16 protein-coding genes are annotated in these 17,961 nt (G+C 71.7%); 7 read left to right on the top strand and 9 right to left on the bottom strand.

Translation table 11 applies throughout. The features are described from left to right. The first annotated feature begins 22 nt into the window (after window positions 1-22). The 4 genes from OG912_RS26400 to OG912_RS26415 all read left to right on the top strand — a co-directional run bounded on the left by OG912_RS26400 (window position 23) and on the right by OG912_RS26415 (window position 3,133). Complete coding sequence (locus OG912_RS26400; RefSeq protein WP_327711536.1) at window positions 23-388, top strand: Rv2175c family DNA-binding protein; 366 nt, start codon at window positions 23-25, stop codon at window positions 386-388. Between the two features lie 99 nt (window positions 389-487). Next, entirely contained in the window at window positions 488-1,141 is a 654-nt protein-coding gene (gene thiE / locus OG912_RS26405) for a thiamine phosphate synthase (protein ID WP_326735729.1), read from the top strand. Window positions 1,142-1,263: 122 nt separating this feature from the next. Next, a complete protein-coding gene (gene metF, locus OG912_RS26410) occupies window positions 1,264-2,181 on the top strand; it encodes a methylenetetrahydrofolate reductase [NAD(P)H] (protein WP_327711537.1) in 918 nt (305 codons plus the stop codon). A gap of 49 nt (window positions 2,182-2,230) precedes the next feature. After that, on the top strand, window positions 2,231-3,133 hold the full coding sequence (locus OG912_RS26415; RefSeq protein ID WP_327713549.1) for a hypothetical protein: 903 nt from the start codon (window positions 2,231-2,233) through the stop codon (window positions 3,131-3,133). Window positions 3,134-3,223: 90 nt separating this feature from the next. Here the strand turns inward: OG912_RS26415 and OG912_RS26420 are convergent, their stop codons facing one another. The 5 genes from OG912_RS26420 to OG912_RS26440 form a co-directional block, all read right to left on the bottom strand. Next, entirely contained in the window at window positions 3,224-4,741 is a 1,518-nt protein-coding gene (locus OG912_RS26420; protein WP_327711538.1) for a phytoene desaturase family protein, read from the bottom strand. A gap of 71 nt (window positions 4,742-4,812) precedes the next feature. Next, on the bottom strand, window positions 4,813-5,430 hold the full coding sequence (locus OG912_RS26425) for a DUF4126 domain-containing protein (RefSeq protein ID WP_327711539.1): 618 nt from the start codon (window positions 5,428-5,430) through the stop codon (window positions 4,813-4,815). 361 nt (window positions 5,431-5,791) lie between these two features. Beyond that, complete coding sequence (locus OG912_RS26430; RefSeq protein WP_327711540.1) at window positions 5,792-6,403, bottom strand: TetR/AcrR family transcriptional regulator; 612 nt, start codon at window positions 6,401-6,403, stop codon at window positions 5,792-5,794. A 29-nt stretch (window positions 6,404-6,432) separates the two neighbouring features. Next, window positions 6,433-8,520 (bottom strand): YhgE/Pip domain-containing protein, encoded by a 2,088-nt coding sequence (locus OG912_RS26435; protein WP_327711541.1) that lies wholly within the window; start codon window positions 8,518-8,520, stop codon window positions 6,433-6,435. Beyond that, window positions 8,492-9,292, bottom strand: coding sequence for an ATP-binding cassette domain-containing protein (locus OG912_RS26440; protein WP_327713550.1), 801 nt, complete (start codon window positions 9,290-9,292; stop codon window positions 8,492-8,494). Before OG912_RS26440 ends, OG912_RS26435 begins: the two co-directional genes overlap by 29 nt. A 202-nt stretch (window positions 9,293-9,494) precedes the next feature. On the opposite strand from OG912_RS26440, the gene OG912_RS26445 reads away from it, so the two are divergent. The 3 genes from OG912_RS26445 (at window position 9,495) to OG912_RS26455 (ending at window position 11,565) form a co-directional block, all read left to right on the top strand. Beyond that, window positions 9,495-10,022, top strand: coding sequence for an SAV_6107 family HEPN domain-containing protein (locus tag OG912_RS26445; RefSeq protein WP_327711542.1), 528 nt, complete (start codon window positions 9,495-9,497; stop codon window positions 10,020-10,022). A 102-nt stretch (window positions 10,023-10,124) separates the two neighbouring features. Next, window positions 10,125-10,883, top strand: a complete 759-nt coding sequence (locus OG912_RS26450; protein WP_326735722.1) for a class I SAM-dependent methyltransferase — start codon at window positions 10,125-10,127, stop codon at window positions 10,881-10,883. Window positions 10,884-11,166: 283 nt separating this feature from the next. Continuing rightward, the gene (locus OG912_RS26455; RefSeq protein ID WP_326735721.1) at window positions 11,167-11,565 is read left to right on the top strand and encodes a DUF3040 domain-containing protein; all 399 of its coding nucleotides are present in this window, start codon (window positions 11,167-11,169) and stop codon (window positions 11,563-11,565) included. Between the two features lie 329 nt (window positions 11,566-11,894). Here OG912_RS26455 and OG912_RS26460 read toward each other — a convergent pair whose 3' ends face one another. The 4 genes from OG912_RS26460 to OG912_RS26475 form a co-directional block, all read right to left on the bottom strand. Further along, on the bottom strand, window positions 11,895-14,300 hold the full coding sequence (locus OG912_RS26460) for a transglutaminase TgpA family protein (protein WP_327711543.1): 2,406 nt from the start codon (window positions 14,298-14,300) through the stop codon (window positions 11,895-11,897). A gap of 10 nt (window positions 14,301-14,310) precedes the next feature. Continuing rightward, the gene (locus tag OG912_RS26465; RefSeq protein WP_327711544.1) at window positions 14,311-15,687 is read right to left on the bottom strand and encodes a DUF58 domain-containing protein; all 1,377 of its coding nucleotides are present in this window, start codon (window positions 15,685-15,687) and stop codon (window positions 14,311-14,313) included. Beyond that, window positions 15,687-16,736 (bottom strand): AAA family ATPase, encoded by a 1,050-nt coding sequence (locus OG912_RS26470; protein WP_327711545.1) that lies wholly within the window; start codon window positions 16,734-16,736, stop codon window positions 15,687-15,689. Before OG912_RS26470 ends, OG912_RS26465 begins: the two co-directional genes overlap by 1 nt. 303 nt (window positions 16,737-17,039) lie before the next feature. After that, complete coding sequence (locus OG912_RS26475) at window positions 17,040-17,603, bottom strand: beta-class carbonic anhydrase (protein ID WP_327711546.1); 564 nt, start codon at window positions 17,601-17,603, stop codon at window positions 17,040-17,042. Between the last annotated feature and the right edge of the window lie 358 nt (window positions 17,604-17,961).

The following is a 17,961-nucleotide window of genomic DNA, read 5'->3' on the forward strand; positions in this document are numbered from 1 at the left end:
CCGGGATGGCACGCTTGTCCCCGTGACCGAGATTGACGCAAAGATCGATGCTCTCGTCCCCGCCTGGCTCCACCTTCCCGACATCGCCGAAATGTTCGATGTCGAGGTGACGCGCGTGCGCCAGCTGGTCAAGGACGGCCAGCTCATTGCCGTACGACGTGGTGAGAACCGGGCGCTCCAGGTGCCTGCCGCCTTCATCGACGGCGACAAGGTGGTCAAGGGCCTTTCGGGGACCCTGACGCTCCTGAGGGACGACGGCTACTCCGACACGGAGATGCTGGAATGGCTCTTCACGCCCGACCCGAGCCTGCCGGGCACGCCCGCGCAGGCGCTGAGTGAGAATCGCGGCACGGAGGTGAAGCGCCGAGCCCAGGCGCTCGCCGTCTAACCGACAGCCGCACAGGGGATGCGGGCCGCATGTCGCGGCCCGCATTCCGCGCGGCATCACCGAACCACCGCCATCGTCTTCCCCGGGGGGAACCGCACCATGTCCACGCCTCGCGCGCTGCTGTCCGACGCCCGGCTCTACCTGTGCACGGACGCCCGTCGGCGCCAGGGTGACCTTCCCGCGTTCCTCGACGCGGTCCTCTCCAGCGGCGTGGACATCATTCAGCTGCGCGACAAGGGCATGGAGGCGGCCGAGGAGCTCGAACACCTCGCGCTCTTCGCCGACGCCTGCAAACGCCACGGCAAGCTCCTCGCGGTCAACGACCGGGCCGATGTCGCCCACGCCATCGGTTCCGACGTGCTGCACCTGGGCCAGGGCGACCTGCCGGTCCCGGCGGCCCGCGCGATCATCGGCCGTGACGTGGTCATCGGCCGCTCCACGCATGCCGAGTCCGAGGTCGACGCCGCCGTCGCCGAGCCCGGCGTGGACTACTTCTGCACCGGCCCCTGCTGGCCCACCCCGACCAAGCCGGGCCGGCACGCCCCCGGCCTGGACCTCGTCCGCTACGCCGCCTCGCTCGCCCCCGCCCGTCCGTGGTTCGCCATCGGAGGCATCGACGCCGGCAACCTCGACGAGGTGCTGGACGCCGGAGCGCGCCGGGTCGTCGTCGTGCGGGCCGTCACCGAGGCGTCCGATCCGGCTGCCGCTGCCGCCGGGCTGGCGCGAAGGATCCGGGACCGCGCCGCGGTGTGACCCCGACGCCGAGAGGCCCGCTTGGGACAGGAGTGTCCGAAGCGTGGACAAAGAATCGGGCAATCAAGGCAAATACCCCCAGTTCGGTTGGGTGTCCGCCCCGCCCTGGTTAACCTGCCGGTATGGCCCTTGGCACACCCTCCACCAGGACAGATCACGCGCGCACGGTGCGTGAGATGCTCGAGACCGGCAAGACCTCGTACTCGTTCGAGTTCTGGGCGCCCAAGACCGAGAAGGGCGAGCGGAACCTCTGGAACGCGCTGCGCCGGGTCGAGGCGGTGGGACCGAGCTTCGTCTCCGTGACGTACGGAGCCGGGGGATCCACCCGGGCCGGGACGGTGAAGGCGACTCAGGACATCGCCGCCGAGTCCACGCTCACCCCGGTCGCGCACCTCACGGCGGTCAACCACTCCATCGCCGAACTGCGCAACATGGTCGGCCAGTACGCGGACGCCGGGATCCGGAACATCCTCGCCGTGCGCGGAGACCCGCCGGGCGACCCGATGGGCCCGTGGGTCGAGCACCCGCAGGGTGTGCGGTATGCCGCGGACCTCGTCCGGCTGATCAAGGAATCCGGCGATTTCTGTGTCGGCGTCGCGGCATTCCCGGAGATGCATCCGCGCTCTGCCGACTGGGACACCGACATTCAGCATTTCGTGGACAAGTGCCGCGCCGGTGCGGACTATGCGATCACGCAGATGTTCTTCGATCCCGAGGATTATCTGCGTATGCGTGACCGGGTGGTCGCTGCGGGTTGTGATACCCCGATCATTCCTGAGGTGATGCCCCTCACGAGCGTCCGGCAATTGGAGAGATTCGCGCAGCTCAGCAACGCGAAGCTGCCCGCGGACCTGAAAGAACGCATCCTCGCCGCCAAGGACGATCCCGCCGCTGTACGCTCCATTGGCATCGACTTCGCAACGCGGTTCTGCGCGAAGCTGCTATCCGAAGGTGTGCCCGGACTGCACTTCATCACGTTGAACAACTCGACGGCGACGCTCGAAATCTACGAAAATCTCGGACTGCACAAGCAGTCGTGACCGGCCGTACCCGCCACGATCCGGGGCGGTGGCCGTAGAAGGGGCGGGCATGGGCTGGACGGTCCTCTACATCGCGTTCGGCATCGTTGCGCTGTGGCTGCTCGGCGAGGTGCTGCTGCAGTACAAGGCACGTCTGCGCTGGCGGCTGCTCGCCTTCACCGGCTTCGTCGGTGTCGTCATCGGTGTCCTGATGCCGTCCGTGTTCGTCATCGCCATCGGCGCTGTCGCCTTCGCGACGGGCCAGACGTACGTCACGCTCTCCTTCCGCCGCGGCTTCTCGACCGGCTGGGCCATAGGGGGCAGCCCCGGGGAGAGCCGCCGCCGCCGCGGCGGTGCCGACCGCGAGCCCACACTCCAGGTCTCGGACCTGGAGATGGAGTACGACCCCGAGACGCCTGCCCGGCCGGAGGCCGCACCGCAAGTTGGGGCCGCCGAGGTCTACGCGCCGGAGCCGCTGCCCGACGACACCGGTCAGTACGGCATCTACACCGATCACCGCCCGCAGCAGGAGCACCAGCAGGATCAGCAGCCGCAGTACGCCGCGTACGCCGACTACACGGACTACTCCGCGTACCCGGCGCAGGGCCAGGAACCTCCCTACGCGGGAGCCGGCCAGGACACCTATGCGGGAGCCGGGCAGTACGACTACGGCACGGACCAGCAGCAGTACGCCGCGTACTCCGACCCGTACATCGGCACCACCGCGAGCACCCCGCAGTACGGCGCTTACGGGAACGACGGGAGCTACGACAGCTACGGCGGCGGCCAGCAGTACGCCGACCCGTACGCCTCGTCCCAGCAGTACGCCCCCGAGACCCCGCCGGGTGGTGTCTGGGTGCCGCAGCAGCGCGAGGGCGAGCAGTACCCGCCGATGCCCCCGGAGCAGCCCGCCCAGCCGGCGCCGTATCCGAACGGCTACGACACGGGCTACAACGAGCAGTACCGCTACTGATTCCAGGGCATGGCGAGCCGCCCGTACGAAGGGCAGGCGGAGCTGTCGGGCGACCGGGGCCGAAGCGACGCCCCGGTCCCGCCCGCGACCTCACTGCGAGCCGCGGAACCCGTCCCCCTCGACGATGATCCCCGCGACCAGGGCCCCTGACATGCCCGCGTGCGCCGGACCGCCGCCCGGGTGCGACCAGCCGCCCGCCAGGAACAGTCCCGGCAGCCGGGTGCGATTGGCCGCGTGGAGACAGCCGCCCGCGGCGCCCGCCAGCGCGGGTGCGGGAACCGCCCCGCCCTCCGCACCGGTCTCGGCCTCGGTGTCCGCGGGCGTCCGCACCTCCATGCGGAGCACCCGGTCCCGCAGGCCCGGCACGGCCGCGCTCGCGGTGCCGATCAGGGTGTCCGCGTACCGCGCCCGCAGCGACTCGTCCGTCCAGTCCACCGGGCCGTGCGGGGCGACCGTCGCCGTCAGCGTCACGGCCTCGTGGGCCTCGTCGGGGCGGGTGGCGGGATCGTCGGGGCGCAGCACCGTCACCGTGGGGTGCGCGGCGAGCCGGCCGCCGAACACCGCCTCGCGCTCGGCCGCCCCGTCCGCCGGATGCACCAGGGTCCGGTGCGCGGTATCCGCGGGCCGGGCGCCGCGCAACGACAGCAGTACGAGGAACCGGCCCGTCGGACCGGAGCCCTCCGGCCGGGGCTGTACCGTCACGTCGCCGTCCTGCCAGAGTTCCTGAGCGGGCATCAGGCCCGGGTGCGGCCGGGCCCCCAGCACCACGTGGGCCGCCTCCGCGACCGTGCCGTCCGCCAGCTCCACGCCCGCCGCCCGGCCGTCCTTCTCCAGGACCCGGGCCACCTCGGCGCCGAAGACGAACTCCACCTTCCGGGCCAGGCACCGCTCGTACACCGCCTGAGCCAGCGCCCGCATGCCGCCCGAGACGTACCAACTGCCGAACGTCTCCTCCATGTACGGCAACAGGGCCGCGCTCGCCGGGGCGTGCAGCGGATCGAGGCCGTACGACAGCGCGTACCCGTCCAGCAGGGCGGCCAGCCGGGGATCCGCAAGCTCCCAGGCGCCGATCTCCGTCACCGTGCCGGCCTGACGGGCGGGGCGCAGCAGCCGCCGCCGGACGGTCGCCGGATACGGATCGCGGGTCAGCACCTGCCAGTCGGGGCGCAGGGGCTCCTCCAGCAGGGGCCGCCGGGACCGGTCCCACGCGTCTCCGGCCCGGTCGAGGAACGCACCCCAGCTCCCGCCCGCGCCGCCGCCGAGCGCGGCGTCCAGGGCCGCGACGACGCCGGCCCGCGAGGCGTTCGGCAGGGACACGTCGGTGCCGTCCGCGAAGACATGGCGGCTCGCCGGATCGACCTGGGTCAGGGTGACGCACCGCTCCAGCGGCTCCTTGCCGGTCTTCACGAACAGGTCGCGGTAGACGGCGGGCAGATGGAGCAGGCCGGGACCCGTGTCGAACGTGAAGCCGTCCAGGGCATGGCGGCCGAGCGAGCCGCCGAACGTCTCGGAACGCTCGTACACCGTCACCCGGTGGCCTGCCACGGCCAGCCGGGCCGCCGCCGACATCGCGCCCAACCCGGCGCCGATCACCGCAATACGTGCCATGCCAGCGACTTTAACGGCCGCTGCTGACAGCCCAGCCGTCAGGCCGGTGGTAAACGGCCGCTGGTGACAGCTCAGCCGTCAGGCCAGTGTGCAGCGGAGCCGGCCAGCCCCTTCTCCTCGCGTCGCTGCGCTCTGCGGCGCAGGAACCGGCGGATCCGGGAGGCCAGGAAGATCAGTATCACCAGGCCGAGCACCAGCAGCGTCGCGGCGACGGAGGCCGCGATCCACGGATGGAATATGGCGAAGGTGACGACCCCGGCGACGCCCAGGTCCTCGGCCGTGCTCACGGCGTTGTTGCTGAACGGCTCGGGGGAGGTGTTCACCGCCATCCTGGTGCCCGCCTTCACCAGATGGCTCATCAGTGCGGTGGATCCACCGATGACCCCCGCGGCGACCTCCGGCAGCGAGCCGCTGTCGCCCGCCAGCAGCGCTGCCACGACCGCCCCGGCGACCGGCCTGATGACGGTGTGCGCCGTGTCCCAGACCGAGTCCACGTACGGGATCTTGTCCGCCACCACCTCACACAGGAAGAGCACACCGGCCACGATCAGGACATCGGTGCGCTGCAGTGAGGCGGGCACCTCGTCGGTCACTCCGGTCGCGCCGAAGATGCCGAGCAGGAGGACCACCGCATAGGCGTTGATCCCGCTCGCCCAGCCACTTGTGAACACCAGAGGGAGTACGGACACGGGGGCGATCGTAACCAGGTGGCGTACCGGAGCGGGAGGGGGCGGGTGCGCAGGTCTGAGTACCCGTACCTAGGGGGTGAGATGAGTAGGGACGCGGATGGGCTGCGACCTGCGGGAACGGCAGAGTGGGGACCACGGAAGGGGCGCTGCGCCGGTACCGCCGGCACGGGGCGGCGGAGCGGGCGCAGCACTCTCTTCCCAACGGGGGTGCACGGCGGAGGACTCGGGACCACGGGGGAACACGGGGGTCACGGGGGAAGGTCCTCCGGCAGCACACAAGCGCCGGTCGGGCGAGGCTCGGGGGGATCGAGCCCGTCGGGCCGGCGCTCTCATGTGTTCCGGGGTGCCGGGGGAGCGGGAATCAGCGCCCGCTGACCCGTCCGCGCAGCAGCAGGGACAGCGCCGAGTGCACGTCGTCGATCGACCGCTCCGGCTGGAAGGCCTGCCAGTCCAGCGCCGCCACCAGCACCATGCCGACCAGCGCGGCAGCCGTCAGCGGGATGTCGATCTCCTCGCTGAGCTCGCCGCCCGCGACGCCCTCCCTGAGCACACCCTCGACCACGGCGACGGCCTCCTGACGGACCACCAGCAGGGTTCCCTGCCAGGCACGGTTGGTGCGCCACAGCTCGGCCACGTACAGCTGGGTGAAGGCCGGGTAGCGGTCGATGAAGACCAGACCGGCCCGGATCATGGCGTCCAGCGCCTCGACCCGGCTGCCACCGCGCTCGTCGGTCTCCTCCGCCGCCGTACGCAGCGAGGCGGTGAGCAGCCCGACACCGTGGCGCAACAGCTCCTCGAAGAGCTCGGTCTTGCTCTTGAAGTTGTAGTACACCGTGCCCTTGGCGACCCCGGCGCGCTCGGCGATCTCGTCCACCGTGGTGGCCGAGAAGCCCTTCTCGGCGATGAGGGTCACGGCCGCTTCGTAGAGCTTCTGCCGGGTGGCCTGGCGGCGTGTGGCGCTACTGCTTTCCATGCTCCTGATTCTCACAGGTCCCGGAGCGCTCACAGACTCAGCTCCGGATGCAGCCGGTCCAGCGTCCACACCTGCTTGCGGCGCGCGGAGACGGCGGTCAGCGCGAGCGCCCCGGCGGTGAAGGCGAGCAGTACCGCACAGCCCTGCCAGACCGGCCCGAGCCCACCGCCGGTGATCAGCCTGCGCAGGCCCTCGACGATGTAGCTCATCGGCAGGTACGGATGGATCGCGTTGAAGAAGCCCGGACTCGTCTGTACGGGGTACGTGCCGCCGGCCGAGGTCAGCTGGAGCATCAGCACCGCGAGGACGAGGATGCGGCCCGCCGCCCCGAAGCGGGCGTTCAGCCATTGCACGATCGCGCCGAAGCAGCAGGTGACCAGGGCCAGGAAGCCGATGGTGCCGGCGGCGTGGGCCATCTGCAGACCGAGCCCCCAGTGCAGTACGGACATCAACGCGGCCACCTGGGCCAGACCGATCGCGGCCACCGGGAGCCAGCCCGCGAGGGCGATCCGCCAGGCCGGTGCCCCGGCGGCCAGGGCGCGCCGGTTGAGCGGCTGGATCAGCATGTACGCCACCATCGCGCCGACCCAGAGGGAGAGCGGGATGAAGTAGGGGGCGAAGCCGGTGCCGTAGTTCGGGGCCGCGTGCAGCGACTGGGAGGCCAGCTGTACGGGGTCGGCCATGACCCCCGTGCGGGCGTCGCGGTCCTTCTTGTCGTAGTCGGGGATCTTGTCCACGCCGTCGGTGAGTCCCTGGGCGAGCGTCGCCGAACCGTCGCCGAGCCGGATCATGCCGCTGTCCAGGCTCGTCGCGCCCTTCTTGAGGTCGCCGACCCCGGTGTTCAGCTCGGCGGAGCCCGACTTGGCCGTGGCCAGGCCGGTGTGCAACTGGTCCGCACCCTTGGCGACCTTGTGGGCGCCGGTGTTGAGCGCGTTGACCTTCTTGACGGCGCTCTCCAGGTCCTCGTCCAGGTGCGGTGAGCGCTCGGCGAGGTCGTTCGCCTGCTTCTGCAGGGTGGCCAGTTGGGTACGCAGCTTCTTGAGGTCCCCGTTCTGGTTCTTGACCAGGACGTTCACGTCGTCGGCCACGGTCGCCACGTCGGCCGCCGCCGTCACGGCCCGCTTCAGCGGCGCGCAGACGGTGGGGTCGGGGAGCGGCTGCTCCACGCACCGGGTGCGGTGGACGTCGGCGAGGTCGTCGGAGGCCGTGTGGGCGGCGGTGGCGGCGGTGGGCGCCGCCTTCACGAGCAGGTCGAGGTTGTCCCGTACGGTCTGCGAGGAGTCGGCGACGAGCCGGGCCGTGTCGCCGATCGCCTTGCCGTTGTCCTTGAGGAACGGGCGGACGTCCGCGGCAACCCCGTTGACCTTGTCGGCGAGCAGCTGGGTGCCGTCCGCGACCTGGCGCGAGCCGGTCTCCAGATCGCCCGCGCCCTTGTTCAGCTGCACGATGCCGGTGGCCAGCCGGCTGCTGCCGGCCTTCGCGTCCTTCAGCCCGTCCGCGAGGTCCTTCGAGCCCTTCTTGGCCTTGCCGATGCCGCCCTTGAGGTCGGCGGCGCCCTTGGCGGCCTTCGCCGTCGCGTCGTGGAGATCGGAGAAGTTGATGAAGATCCGGTCGAGGAAGCTCCGTGAGGCGTTGGCCGAAGCGGCGGTGCGGACCTCGGAGAACACCGTCCGGGAGATCTGGCCGACGATGTAGTTGTTCGCGTCGTTGGTGCGCACCTGGAGCGCGCCCGTCTCGGGGGAGTCGCCGGCGCTGGAGGCGATGCGTTTGCTGAAGTCCGAGGGCATGGTCAGCGAGAGGTAGTACGTACCGTCCTCGACGCCCTTGTGTGCCTCGGCGGCGCTCACCTCGTGCCACTCGAAGACCTTGGAGTCGAGCAGCTTGCCGGTGATCTCGTCCCCGGCCGCGAGGTGCTTGCCCTCGGCGGTGGCGCCCTTGTCGTCGTTGACCAGCGCTACGGGGATGCGGTCGAGGCGCCCGTACGGGTCCCAGAAGGACCACAGGTACAGGGCGCCGTAGAGCAGCGGCAGCAGCAGGAGGGCGGCCAGCGCGGCGCGCGGCAGCTTCCCCCGGCCGAAGCGCCGGAGCTCAAGCGTGGCCAGTCTCGGCGAACGCATCGGCCGTCCCTTCGTCGGGTGCGGGGGCGGCCGGCGACGCGGGCTCCCCGGTGATGTCTGTGGGATCCGCCGCTCCGGCGGCGCCGGTACGCACGATGACGGCGTCCTCGGGAGCCTGGCTGCACACGGCCAACACGGTCGTGCCGTCGGCGGCGAGCGAGCGCAGCAGCTCCCAGGCCTCGGCGCGCTCCGAGTCGGAGAGCTTGAGGTCGGTGTCGTCCACCGCGAGGAGCCGCGGCCGGCCGATCAGCGCGAGTGCGACGGAGAGCCGCAGCGCCTCCAGCCGCTCCAGATCCCGTACGGAGGTCCGCTCGGCCTTGGGCAGGGCGGCGGGATCGAGCCCGGCCGCCTTCAGGGCGGCGTCGATCCGGGCCCGTGCCGTGGCGACACGCTCGCGGCGCGGCCGCAGCAGGGCGCGCGGCGAGCCGTCGAAGCGACGCTGCAACAGTGCGCGTTCACGCAGGTGCTCGGCGACGGTGAACGACGGGTCGAGTTCGCTGACGCCGGGCACCGGGCCCAGCGCCGCGACACGGCGTACGGCGGCGGCCCGGCGCGGCAGGCGCAGGCCCCCGGTCGTGGCCTCGCCCTCGGTGGGACGCATCCGGCCGGTGAGGGCGAGCAGCAGGCAGGTGCGGCCCGAACCGGACGGGCCCTCGACCGCGATCAGGGACCCGGGGGCGGCGCTGAACGTCACGTCCCGGAATGCCCATCCGCGCGGCCCCTTGAGGCCGAGACCCTCGGCTGTGACAGCTGCCCCGTGCGGGCTGTCCAGGCTGTCCACTGACCCTCCCCGTCGTCTTCCGTCGTCTTCTGTATCGAATCTTTTGCACTGACCAGTCAGTGCAAAAAGGTAGCCCGAACTTGCGATCGAGGCAAAAGCCCAGGTCAGAGACGGATTCGGGTCGATTGTCAGTGGGGGCCGTCACGATGGATACAGACGGCCACGAAGCCGTTACGAGACAGGAGGTTCTGTCATGGCCCACTCGTCCGCAGCAGCCGCTCCGCGACGCCGCGCAGACGGCCCTGCCCCCTCACCGACCGGTCCGGCGCACGACGTCCACCCCGTACTCCGGCGCGCCACGGCGCCGCCCGCCGCTCTCGATCTCCTCGCCCAGGCCCGCGCCGGCCTCGAAGAGGCAGCTGTTCTCGACGTACCGAACGAGCGCTATGCCACCGCCCACCTCGCCGCGCTGCGCACCGCCGCCGCGGTGCTCGCCGTCCGGGGGCGCCCCGAGACCTCCCGGCGGCGCCGGGAGAGGATCCGCAGTGCCTGGGAGGTCCTGCCGGAAATCGCCCCCGAGCTCACCGAGTGGAGCGCCCTGTTCGCCTCCGGCGCCCGTCGCCGGGCGCGGGCGGAAGCGGGCATACCCGGCGCCGCCGGCCGGCGGGACGCGGACGATCTGCTGCGTGATGCCGCGATGTTCCTTCGCCTGGTGGAGCGGCTGCTGGTGCTCCAGCCGGTCCTTCCGCAACCCCGGGGGGAGCGGTCCGATACGGGATGACGGCGACGGCGGTGCGAGGCCATAGGCTGGACGCGACCTATCGCCCGCCCGCCGTTCACGCTCCGCCGTCAGCGGCGGCACCGTGCCGAGGAGACAACTGCCGTGTCGGACCAGCTGCGCCCCCGTGCCTCCCTTCGTACCGCCGTGGTCTGGGAGGTCCTCAAGGACGCTCTCGACCGGCAGGTCAAGGCGACCGGCAGGGACGCCCTGGACGTACTGGACACCGGTGGCGGTACGGGCAACTTCGCCGTGCCCGTCGCCCGTCTGGGCCACCGGGTCACCGTCGTCGACCCCAGTCCCAACGCGTTGTTCGCGCTGGAGCGCCGCGCCGCCGAGGCCGGGGTCGCCGACCGGGTCCGCGGGGTCCAGGGCGACATCCTCGGCCTGTTCGACGTGGTGGGGCGCGGTGACTACGACGCGGTGCTCTGCCATGGAGTCCTGGAGTACGTGGACGACCCCGCCGAGGGGGTGCGTCACGCGGTCGAGGCGCTCCGTCCGTCCGGCGCGCTCAGCCTGCTCGCCGCCGGGCTGGGCGGCGCGGTCCTGGCCCGGGCCCTTGCCGGTCACTTCACGGAGGCCCGGCACGCGCTCAGCGACCCGGCCGGCCGCTGGGGCGAGGGCGACCCGGTGCCGCGGCGGTACACGGCGGAGCAGCTCACCGAGCTCGTCGAGGGCGCGGACGCCGAGGTCGGCGCCGTCCACGGTGTACGCGTCTTCGCCGACCTGGTGCCGGGTGTCCTGGTGGACACCGAGCCCGGCGCGATGGAGGCCCTGCTCAAGCTGGAGACGGCGGCCGCCGAGCTGCCGGCGTTCCACTCGGTGGCGACCCAGCTGCACGTCCTGGGCACCAGGCGGGCCTGAGAGGCTGCCGGATCGCGACTGCAGCGCGGCTGATCAGCGACGCAGCTGCAGACGGAGTACGCCCCAGCAGCCCCGATCAGGGCCTTGGCCCCGTATGATCGGGGGACACCATCCGGCATGACGGATCGGAGGTTGGGGAATCAACGCCTCAGCAGCTGAGCCGCCGTGGCGGCCCGGACTGGCTGATTGGCAATGAGGGCGGGTTTCACGGGGACGATTCCCTGCCTATCCTGGAAGGGCCGCATACCGGCCGCCCCCCGCGGCCGACGACGAGGAGGACTCCGTGCCGCTCTCGGAGCACGAGCAGCGAATGCTCGAGCAAATGGAGCGAGCGCTGTACGCCGAAGATCCCAAGTTCGCGACAGCGCTCGAGGGAAGTGGGCTGCGTACATATACCCGGCGACGGGTCTACCAGGCAGTTGCTGGCTTCCTGGTGGGAATCGCGCTCCTCATGGCCGGAATGGTCGCCCAGCAGATCTGGATCAGCGTGGTGGGATTCCTCGTCATGCTGGGCTGCGCGGTGCTCGCGGTCACCGGTTGGCGCAAGGCGCCGAAGCCGGGCGAGCAACAGGCAGTCCGCGCGGGTGGTGCGGGCGAACAGCGACAGCCCAAACAGCGCCGGTCCGTGATGAACCGGATCGAACAACGGTGGCAGCGCCGCCGCGATGAGCAGGGCCAGTAAGCGCTCAGAAACACTGATGGGTGAGGGGCGGTCGCATTTCTGCGACCGCCCCTCACGCGTGCGCCTGGAACGCCGGGCGCCTGCCCGGCCCGTCGTGCCGGTGAGGCGCGCCCCCGGCTGCCGGGCCCGTGGGCTGTGCCGCCGGCCGGCTCGGGCCGCTTGGGCAGGTGCCGCCCGGCCGCCCGTGCCCGTCGGCCGGGTGGGGGCATGTGACCGGCGGGTCGGCCGTTGGCCGGGGGTAGAGCATGGCCCGGGCGCTCGGGCGTTGCCGAGGGCGACGTGCGGCGCCCCGGGCAGACCCGAGGACGGGCCGGCCCCGGGGCGATCCGTCAGCCCTGCTGGCGGGACGGGCGCCGCAGCCACGCCGGCCGCTGCGGTGCCCGCCACCGGCCGGTCAGCGCTGCCCGGCGCTCCGACACCGCCCACATCACCCGTACGGTCGATCGCGGTGCCACGACCGCACGGAGCCGGGCGAACCGGTCGGCGGAGCCCCGGAGACCCGCCCGTACCGCCTCCGCATCCTCCGCGAGCCCCGACACCGGCTGCGGCTTCGGCGCATAGAGCACCTGCTCCACCGCGCCCGCCACCCGGTGCACCGCCTCGGCCGCCTCCGTGTCCAGCCGGCCCATCCGTACCACCCGGTCCGCGGCCTTGCGCGGGGTCAGGGACTCGTCCGGTTCGATTCCGTGGTCCCACGCGGTGTCGGTGATCTCCTGCCAGGCCGCCAGCGTTCGCGCGGTCGCGTCCGCCGGGGTGCGCCCGGTGGAGGAGCCGAGCCGCCGGGCCCGTACCCGGGTCCGCCAGAACATGGGCAGCAACGGGAGCAGCAGGACGAGCACGGCCGCCAGGACGATTCCGAGCACGGTGCCCGCGGGCGTCCCCGTGTCCGTGGGCGTCACTGCCCCCGGGAGCGCCGAGCTGCCGCACTCACCCTGCCGGCGCATCTGCGCCGGGCAGCTGTCGGAGGCGGACGGCGTGACCGGCGCCGCTGCCGAGGCGTCCGTCTCGGGCCGGGCCGGATCGGCGGAGTCATCGGAGGGCGCGTCCGGCAGGGTGTACGACGGCGTGGAGCCGCGCGTCGGCGTGGGCTCGAAACGGGTCCATCCGACGCCCTCGAAATACAGCTCCGGCCAGGCGTGCGCATCGCGCAGACCGACCGACATCGAACCGTCCGACTGCGCGGTGCCGGGCGTGAAGCCCACGGCGACCCGGGCCGGGATCCCCAGCGTCCGTGCCATCGCGGCCATGGTGAACGAGAAGTGGACGCAGAAGCCCCTCCTGTCTCTCAGGAAGCGGCCGATCGCTGCGCTGCCGGTACCCGAGTTCACCGAGGTGTCGTACGTGAAGCCGCCCTCCGAGGCGAAGTAGTTCTGCAGCTTCACCGCCTGCTCGTAGGCGTTGGCGGAGCCCTTCGTCACCTCGTCGGCCGTCTTCCTGACCACCTCGGGCAGGGAGTCGGGCACCTGGGTGTACTCGCGGCGCAGGGCTGCCGGGACGGTGCCCGCGCCCGCGAGCTGTCCGGCGGTCGGCTGCACGACCAGGCTGGAGACCGAGTACTGCGCACCGCCGGTGGTCTCCCCGTCGTCGCCGACGAGCGTGCGTCCCTCGGGCTCGAACCGCCAGCGTCCGCCCACCCTCACCTCGGTCGCCGGGTAGGGGAGCGGCAGGTAGGTCTGCTGGTACGAACCGGACGCGGAGATGTTCGTGCTGATCTCCGTCACCGCGACTTCCGGCGAGAGACCCGCCGGGTCCGGGAGCCGCTTCGGCACGTCCTTCAGGCCGCGGGTGGAGGCCCGCCACTCGTTTCCGTTGAACTGGTCCAGGGCCAGGATGCGGAGGTAGAAGTCCTGCACACCGGTCGCGTTGGTGCGGTACGACATCACCTCCCGGTTCTCCGGCTGGTTGAGGTTGTTCTGCAGTGAGACCAGCGGGTTCACCGCGGAGATGGTGCCGCCGCCACTTCCCTTGCCGTTGCCGCCCGCCGTGCCGGCCAGCAGCCCGCCGTCGAGCGCGGGCAGGGCAGCGGGCACGACCAGCGCGATTCCCAGTGCGAGCGCGCCGATGCGCCGCCCGGTGCGCACCGGGGCCAGGGCCCCGCGGCCCGAGGCACCGATGCCGGAGCCGCCCCGGGGCCTGGCCGCTCCGGCGAAGACCCGCCCCCACTGGGAGAGCCGGTCACGCCCCTCGGCCAGCAGGAGGAGCAGATAGCCGCAGGCGGCCAACAGGAACCAGAGCCAGTCCGCGTCGCCGTTGGAGAGACCTGCGGCGACGGAGTAGAGAGCCAGCAGGGGCAGCCCGGCCGGAGCGGCGCCGCGGAACGTGACCGCCAGCGCGTCCACCGTGAGCCCGATCAGCAGCACCCCGCCCACCAGCATCAGCCGGATGCCCGGCGTATCCGGTGCCGGGATCGCGTACCGCCCGACGTCGTCCGCGCCCACCGTCAGCAGATCCACGAGCCGCTGCACGGACTGCGGGCCGGGCAGGAATCCCGCCAGCGCCTCCTCCCGGGCGAACGCCACGGTCAGCAGCACCACCAGGACGATCGCCTGCACGCCGACGGTCAGCAGCCGCGGCAGCGGCACTCGCCGGCCGAGCGCTCCCACGCCGCACTGGATGGCCAGCAGGAACGCGGCCTGCAGGAACCAGGTGACCGGGTCGACCAGCGGCAGCATCGAACAAGCCGCCATCAGCGTCGCCGCAAAGGCGCACAGCGCCAGCCGACCACGACCGCTCATGACCGTCCCCTCATGACCAACCACCGGAGAAACCTGTCGTACCGCCCGTTGTGCCGCCCACCGCGGCGGACTGGCTCAGCGAACCGTGATGGCTCGCCTGCAGCCACAGCCGGGCGAGATCCATGCCGGGCCGGACCGGCACCGCCGTCCACCCCGACTCGCGCAGCAGCCGGAGCCGTTGTTCACAGGCCGCGTCGGAGGCGGATGATTCGCCGTGCACCCAGGCGGCGCTGTCCAGGACGAACGCGACGGCCCCGCCGCTGCGCTGCCGCATCCGTGCCGCCACGGCGGCCTGCTCCTCGTCCAGCTCGCCGAGAAAGGCGATCAGCAGGCCCTCGTTGCCACCGCGCAGTACGTCGTACGCGCGCGAGAGGCCGCCCCCGTCGGAGTGGTCGACCACGGCGAGGGCGTCCATCATCAGTCCGGCCGATTCCGCCGAGTCCTGGGCGAAGCCGCTCTCGCCCTCGCCCGGCACCGCCGTGCCGTCATCCGTCAGCAGCCGGACCGCGAAGCCCCGCTCCAGCATGTGCACCAGGGCGGACGCGGCTCCGGAGACGGCCCACTCGAACGCCGAGTCGGGCCCCGTCCCCTGGTAGGCGGTCCCGCGCGTATCCAGCAGCACCGTGCACCTGGCGCGCTGCGGCTGCTCCTCGCGGCGCACCATCAGTTCGCCGTAGCGTGCGGTGGAGCGCCAGTGGACACGGCGCAGATCGTCGCCGTGGCGGTATCCGCGCGGAATGACGTCGTCCTCGCCCGCCAACGCGAGCGAACGCTGCCGCCCCTCGCCGTAACCGGTTGCCTCGCCCGCCAGTCGCACGGGAGGCAGTGGCTCGGTCCGGGGGATGACGACGAGCGTGTCGTACGCGTCGAACGAACGGGTCAGCTCGCACATCCCGAACGGATCACTCAGCCTCAACTGCAGGGGGCCGAGCGGGTAGCACCCCCGCAGATCCGACCGCACGCGGTAGGAAACCTCGCGCCGGCCGCCCGCCTCCACCCGGTCCAGGACGAACCGGGGCCGGGGCCCGAGCACGTACGGCACCCGGTCCTGGAGCATGAGCAGACCGGTGGGCAGCCGCGAGACGTTGTCCATCCGCAGATGGACCCGCGCCTCGGCGCCCGCGGGTACCCGGGACGGCGAGAGCCGCCGGGTACCGGCGACCCGGTAGCGGGTCCGGAAGAGCACCGTCACACAGACCAGCGGCAGCACGGCGAGCAGCAGGCCGACCCGCAGCAGGTCCCCCTGGCCCAGCACGTAGGCGCAGACCGCGGCGGCGACACCGGCCGCCAGGAAGGACCGTCCGCGCGTGGTCAGACCACCCAGGGCGGCCCGCAGACCGCCCTTGTCGTCGCTGTCGTCCATCGCGGCCGGCCCCCCGCCGGCCATCAGAGCCGCCGCGCGCCGGGCTGCTGCCGGCCGCCGTACACCGAGCCCGGCTGCTGCTGGGGCGCCGGGGCGGCCGCGCCGCCCGATGCCGTCGGCACGGGGGTCTGCTGAAGGATCTCCAGCACCACCTGTTCGGCGGTGCGGCGGTTCAGCTGGGCCTGTGCCGTGGGCAGCAGCCGGTGGGCGAGCACGGCGGCTGCCAGGGCCTGTACATCGTCCGGCAGGCAGTAGTCGCGGCCGCTCAGCGCGGCGGAGGCCTTGGCGGCACGCAACAGGTGCAGGGTGGCACGCGGCGAGGCGCCGAGCCTGAGATCGGGGTGGCTGCGGGTGGCCCCGACGAGCTGCACCGCGTACCGCCGGACAGCCTCGGCGACGTGGACCGTGCGCACCGCCTCGATCAGCTTGACGATGTCGTGGGCGTGCGCCACCGGCTGGAGGTCGTCGAGCGGTGAGACGCCGCCGTGCACGTCGAGCATCTGCAGTTCGGCCTCGGCGCTGGGATAGCCGATCGACACCCTGGCCATGAACCGGTCGCGCTGGGCCTCGGGCAGCGGATACGTGCCCTCCATCTCCACCGGGTTCTGCGTGGCCACGACCATGAACGGGTCGGGCAGCTCGTAGGTGTGGCCGTCGATGGTGACCTGACGCTCCTCCATCGACTCCAGGAGCGCGGACTGGGTCTTGGGCGAGGCGCGGTTGATCTCGTCGCCGATCACGATCTGGGCGAAGATCGCGCCCGGTTTGAACTCGAAGTCGCGGCGCTGCTGATCGAAGATGGACACACCGGTGATGTCCGACGGCAGCAGATCCGGTGTGAACTGGATGCGCCGCACCGAGCAGTCGATGGACCGGGCCAGCGCCTTGGCCAGCATGGTCTTGCCCACCCCGGGCACGTCCTCGATCAGCAGATGGCCCTCCGCGAGCAGCACGGTCAGCGAGAGTCGTACGACCTCGGGCTTGCCCTCGATCACACTCTCCACCGACCTGCGCACCCGCTCCACTGTGGTGGTCAGATCTGTGAGGCTCGCTCGATCGTCATAGGTCGTCACCCGGCCCTCCTCGGCCCTGCCCCACGCTCACCAGGAGCAGCGGGATTCCCCAGTCACGGACCGGCGCCCTTGTGCGGCCCGGCCCACCCCGAAACACGGACACCGCGTCGGACAGGGTCCGACGGGGTGTCACACCCGCATTCTTGTTGCCGTTACCGCTTCGTGTCACTCGCCTGTGGATAACGGGGGTTGATATGTCGGGTTCGTTGGGATTTTCGCTGCCGGAATGTGCTCGTCCGGCACCCTCGTGCGAGGAAACCGGAAGCGCGTGCGAGGAGGTCGGAAGGATCTCGGCCCCGGGTGTCAGGAAGCCGGAAGGATCTCGCGCAGCAGACCGGTGGTCACGTCGAAGACGAAACCGCGTACGTCGTCGGTGTGCAGGAGGAACGGCGAGGTGCGGACCCGCTGCATCGACTGGCGCACGTCCTGGTCCGCGTCGCTGTAGGCCTCCACCGCCCAGGCCGGCCGCTGGCCGACCTCCATCTCCAGTTCCTGACGGAACTCCTCGGTGATCGACTCCATGCCGCAGTTCGTGTGGTGGATCAGTATCACGCTGCGGGTGCCGAGGGCCCGCTGGCTGATCGACAGCGAGCGGATCACGTCGTCGGTGACCACGCCGCCCGCGTTGCGGATGGTGTGGCAGTCGCCGAGCGCCAGGCCGAGCGCCTTGTGGAGGTCGAGGCGGGCGTCCATACAGGCGACGACGGCGACGCGGAGCACCGGCTTCGCGTCCATTCCGGGATCGCTGAACTCGGACGCGTACTGACCGTTCGCCTCGACCAGGCGGTCGGTCACGGTGCCACCGGTGCGGTCCTGGCCTGCGGCGGGAGCGGAGGGCTCGGTGGAGGAGTGCGCGGAAGTCGACATGAAGAAGACGTTAGCCCGCACCGGCCGTACCGGCGTGGTGTGGAAGCGGACAAAGAACGTCAACGACGCTTGTTGTGAGGTAACCCACAAGCCTCACACTCGGTCACCCGCTCGGGTGAACAAAGCGAGGGCCGACGCGCTGTCGGGTTGATTGATCGGGAATCGATCGAATGGCAGGGTGGACTAAAGTGACGGGAAGTTACCGACACCCTGCACATTCCGATGTATTCCCCGTGTGCGCGGCGTACGTACGGCCCGGCCCTCTCCCGCTCGCCGGTCGGCTGACGCCCCTTCCCCGGCGCCGGCGGACCTCCCCTTCGCGAGCGGGCGGGGACCAGGCCGTACGTCCGCGCCCCGG

Source organism: Streptomyces sp. NBC_00464, assembly GCF_036013915.1.
Taxonomy (GTDB): Bacteria; Actinomycetota; Actinomycetes; order Streptomycetales; family Streptomycetaceae; genus Streptomyces.